This window comes from Arthrobacter sp. FW306-1B-G06A, assembly GCF_058781765.1.
On sequence record NZ_JBYSXB010000079.1, the window covers coordinates 1 to 4,347 of the forward strand.

General features: G+C 61.8%; 3 protein-coding genes and 1 pseudogene. 1 reads left to right on the forward strand and 3 read right to left on the reverse strand.

The window, feature by feature from the left end:
* Window positions 1–238: 238 nt before the first annotated feature.
* The gene (locus AC3WJM_RS22870) at window positions 239–1,450 is read right to left on the reverse strand and encodes a site-specific integrase (protein ID WP_492273036.1); all 1,212 of its coding nucleotides are present in this window, start codon (window positions 1,448–1,450) and stop codon (window positions 239–241) included.
* A 96-nt stretch (window positions 1,451–1,546) separates the two neighbouring features.
* Window positions 1,547–1,939 (reverse strand): hypothetical protein, encoded by a 393-nt coding sequence (locus tag AC3WJM_RS22875; RefSeq protein ID WP_492273037.1) that lies wholly within the window; start codon window positions 1,937–1,939, stop codon window positions 1,547–1,549.
* Between the two features lie 16 nt (window positions 1,940–1,955).
* Between AC3WJM_RS22875 and AC3WJM_RS22880 the strand changes: the two are divergent.
* Window positions 1,956–2,636: pseudogene (locus AC3WJM_RS22880) on the forward strand (transposase); the annotation flags it as partial.
* Window positions 2,637–3,029: 393 nt separating this feature from the next.
* On the opposite strand, the gene AC3WJM_RS22885 reads toward AC3WJM_RS22880, so the two are convergent.
* A complete protein-coding gene (locus AC3WJM_RS22885; RefSeq protein WP_492273038.1) occupies window positions 3,030–3,968 on the reverse strand; it encodes a LysR family transcriptional regulator in 939 nt (312 codons plus the stop codon).
* Window positions 3,969–4,347 lie beyond the last annotated feature (379 nt).

The following is a 4,347-nucleotide window of genomic DNA, read 5'->3' on the forward strand; positions in this document are numbered from 1 at the left end:
CCGCTGCTGGTCAAAACCTTGCCGCGAACGGTCAGTCAGATTTTCCGACTCCGGTCAGTTTAAAGTTGCCGCTTACAAACGGTGGCACGGTCAAAATCCTCCGACGCGTGTTCGGTGCAGTAACGGTCGAAATCCCTCAAATACCAGAGTCGGGAGGATCTCTGAACCCCGGTGCTTTCCTTGAAAGCCAGGTAGCGTTCCAGCTTCGTGGCGAACCCACTGGTGAACTCGGGCTGCTTCATCGTCCCGCTCCCTGCAGTGCTGGGAGCGGCAGGACGCAGGCGCGCATCTGTTCGGTGTCCATGCCCAGATACACGTTGGTCGAATCCGGACTCGAATGCCCCAGGATCGCCGAGATGGTCGGCAGCGGTGTTCCCGCGCGCAGGAGCCTGGTCGCCGCGTTGTGGCGCAGCAACCGGGTCCCGACCCGTGCACGATCGGCCCCGGCCGCCTTGAAGACCCGTCTGATCACGTCATAGATGGAGCAGTGATCAGAGAACGGGGCATGGGGCGCAACCGACCTCAGAAACACGTGCTCGTCCCCGGTATCCGGACGCTCTTCGAGCAGATACTCCGCCAATCGGTCTGCGATCATAGGGGGCAGCGGCAACGTCAACGGATTGCCTGTCTTCTGCTGCACGATCCCGACCGTCAGGTTCCTCCAGTCGAGGTCTTTCAAGCGCAGGGCTATCAAGTCGCACGCCCGCAGACCGGTCACCAGCGCCAGCAAGGTGATCGCCGCATCCCGCGCGGGAATCTTCCCGCTGGCGCAGGCCTGGACAACCATTTCCTCTTCCCCGCTGCCCAGCACGGGAATGATGCCGTAATGGCGTTTCGCCCCGACCATGTTCACCGCCCCGACCAGATCAGGGCGCCGGGCGAAGTTCAGGAACGGGCGAAGATTCGCCGCTCCGGCCCACGTCGAGTTTCCCGACCACCGTGCCCGCATCGATTCCATGAATCCCAGCACGCTGGCGCCCTCGGCCGCCTGGAGCGAAGCGATGCCGTTGGCCTCCAGATACAGCAGGTAAGCACGGGCCGTGCGACCATAAGCGCTGCGGGTCTCGGCCGCCAGTCCCCGTTCTTCGATCTCATCAGACCAGGAGGCCAGCAACGCGATGAACTCCTGAAACCGGGGTGCCGCCGTTTCCTCGCCGTGGCGCCTGAGCGAAAGGTCAACCGTCCCTGTGAGCAGAAAGGAGTCGAACAGGTCCGCCAAGCGGCGGTGCGCTTTGCGCCGCTGATCGCTGAACCTTCCCGTGCGCGGGCTCGTCGTCATCGACGCGAATTCGGCGCCCAGCCCCAGTGTATAAACGCCGTCTTGCTTTCGGGACAGCTCCTCCAGCCGTCGGATCCATTTGGCGTATTCCAAGACCGTCAACCCTGCATAGCCAGCCGCCTCCAACACTGCAACAACGCGCTCACCAATCTCCCTGACCGTGGCATCCATGACGTTCCCCTTCCAACGAGCCCTATGGACACGACGAAAGTAACCCCGTGGAAAGTCGCGAGCACTAAGCCGAGGAAAAACCCGCAACCCCCTCGATCAACAGGCAACGGCGGACCATCTCGGCTTAGCGTTTTCCTCGGCATAATCCGAATCGATGCCGATGATGGGGAACGGGAACACGGCAGTGACGTGCTCGAGGGCCTCGAAGACCCATTTGGCGGCCTTGTTCCGCACCGACCGGTTCACGGTCCAGCCGGTGGCGATGTCCGTCACCGTCAGGGTGCAGCAGAACTCGCCGAAGCTGTTGCCTCCCTCGTGGCCCACCAGGTCGATCTCCACAAACCTCGGGACGGCGTCATCCCATTCGGCCCAGGTGCGGACAGGGATCTGGGATTTGAGCAACGTGCCAGGCTTGGCATGGGACCGTCCCCGCGGGAAAAGTTTAGCCCGTTCGCCGGCGAGTTTCCGGTCGATGGTCGCTGCGCTCATCCGCATCGACCTCGACGTGTCCAACGCTACCTTCCTGCCTCCTGACCTGACTACATTCTGCCGGCTCGATGAGCTTGGGCTCGAAGCTGCCGGTCAGCGTCTCGCCCCTGGTCGGGCGGTGTTGGAATGCCGTTCTGTCGATCCGGATGACTGGTGCCGTTCTCGTGGTGCCCAGGGCATCGCTCGCGGCACGGTCAGCCGGCCCCTCGTGCACGAGCCATTGGGATGGTGGCCGACGACGCTGAGGATGGGGCGCTACAAGTGCACCGGGTGCGGTCGCGTGTGGCGGCAGGACATCTCGAAGGCGGCTCAGCCCCGCTCGAAACAGGTATTCAAAGCTTGGCTTGCCGAGCGGCCGAAGGCCTGGCGGGACGGGATCGAGGTCGTTGCGATGGACGGGTTCACCGGATTCAAGACCGCTGCCGCCGAAGAGCTCCCGGACGCGGCCGAGGTCATGGACCCGTTTCACGTCGTACTGCTAGCAGGCGACGCCCTGGAGAGGCGCCGTCAGCGCGTCCGGCAACAGACCTTTTGGTCACCGAGGACGGTCTGGGGACCCGCTCTACGTCGCCCGCCGAACCCTGCATGCCGGGCATGATCTGCTTACCGACAAGCAGGAAGGCAGATTGGAGGTCCTCTTCGTGGCGGACAACATGCCGAAGTCGAAGAGACCTGGGGGATCTACCAGCGCATCATCGTCCACCTGCACGGGTTCCCAGCGAGGGAGCACGTGGGCCGGTGGCTGAGGGCCGGAGCGATCGAGGACCGGCAGTACGCGCCTACTAGCGAGGACACGCCAAAGCGGTTTCATCAGCGCGTCGATGATGAACGTCGCCGTGCAAGGGATGGCGACCGCTGCTGGAGTTCGGTACAAGCTCTGGCCCTCGGCGCGTGGCGGGTCGATGCCGAGGACACTAGTGCCGGTTGGGTACGCCGACGTTCTCATGGCGCTCTGCCATTCACGGCAAGAGGCCGAGCAGGCCAAGGAACGCATCGCCGCGTGGCTGCGCCCGAGGGCTGTGGTTCAACGAGGGCAAGACGCGGATCGTGCACTCGTCCGAGGGGTTCCCGCATAGGCCCGTCAGTAAAACTAGGAGTCACCGGACGCTTCAGGTAGCCAGTTATCGCAGTCGCGCATTGCATTGATAAGGATGTTGGCGATAGCTCGCATGAGCGCATCATCCTTCGATTTCCGCCATGCCGCTGATATCTGCCATCGAAGGATCCCTCCGGTGATCGGGAGCCACTTTAGTTCAGGCGCCGAGGCAAAGGTGCCTCTAGGCGAGTTGCCACGAGGTTCTCGGGTGAACGCGACTAGTCCTGGCGAAGTCGCAAGCATGCCCGGAATCATCCATCCGCCTCGAGTTCCGTGGTGGATTTTGCTGGGTGAGAATCCCTCTGCTTGGCAGGTGGCCAAGATATCATCATACAATCCGGGGGCGATGGAGCGCGGTGCCATCACGAGTTCATATCCGGTGAGGTCAGACAAACTAATCTCGGTGCGGGCAGCGAGTGGATCCTTGGTGGACACAACCGCTCCAAGCGACTGGCTCAGGGGTCGGGTGCTTGAGAGCCCCCTGGCGACATAAGGGCGGAACAAAACACCGACGTCTAAGTCGCCGGTCAGCAGGCGCTCGTATTGCTCGGCCGTTGAGTCCTCAAAAGTTTCCACTTGGATACCCAACTTCTCGAGCTGCTTGGAAGTGGTGATCGGGACATTCTCAGAGGTGTCAGGAAGATACCCTACCCGGACATGGCGAGATTTCGCTCGGGCGGAACTACGAACGGACGCCAATGCATCGTCAAAAGCTTCTATGGCAGCTTGGGCCTTCGGAAGTAGAATAATCCCGTGTTGCGTAAGGCTGACACGCCGATTAGTTCGATCGAACAACTGGACGCCCAGTTCCTGTTCGAGGTCTGAAATCCGCTTCGACAGTGGTGGTTGGCTCATATGGAGCCGCTCGGCGGCTCGACCGAAATGTAGTTCCTCGGCCACGGCTACGAAATATCGCAGATGCCTAATCTCCATGCGTCGAGATTACTCCCTTTCCCTTTCACTGCCGACTGAAAATGTCCATTCGTCCGCATGTACCGTCGCGTATTGTCCGCGACGGTTTGGTGCGTAGGGCCCCGGCCCGGGTCGCCCCTCTCGGTTTGCTTTCTTTCGCCGAGGCGACTAAGTCGCATCGGCGACTTACTTTGATCCCGACACGGCTCTCAGCTCAAAGTTCGTCCTTCCCGGCCAGTGGATGATTCGGTGCTAGATGGGCACACCCGCGACCGGGGATGTCAGGAGACATCCCCGGTCGCGGTGGGGTGTTTCAATTGGTGGGACTCTGGGTGTCGATGACGTGGGTGCGGGTGGTGTCGATGCGGAGTGTCACGGGTGTTCCTTCGTCGATGTGGTC

What these genes read in the sequence shown, in the direction of transcription:
- AC3WJM_RS22875 (WP_492273037.1), bottom strand. Translation starts at nt 1,939, where the DNA reads ATGAGCGCAGCGACCATCGACCGGAAACTCGCCGGCGAACGGGCTAAA.
- AC3WJM_RS22885 (WP_492273038.1), bottom strand. Translation starts at nt 3,968, where the DNA reads ATGGAGATTAGGCATCTGCGATATTTCGTAGCCGTGGCCGAGGAACTA.
- AC3WJM_RS22870 (WP_492273036.1), bottom strand. Translation starts at nt 1,450, where the DNA reads ATGGATGCCACGGTCAGGGAGATTGGTGAGCGCGTTGTTGCAGTGTTG.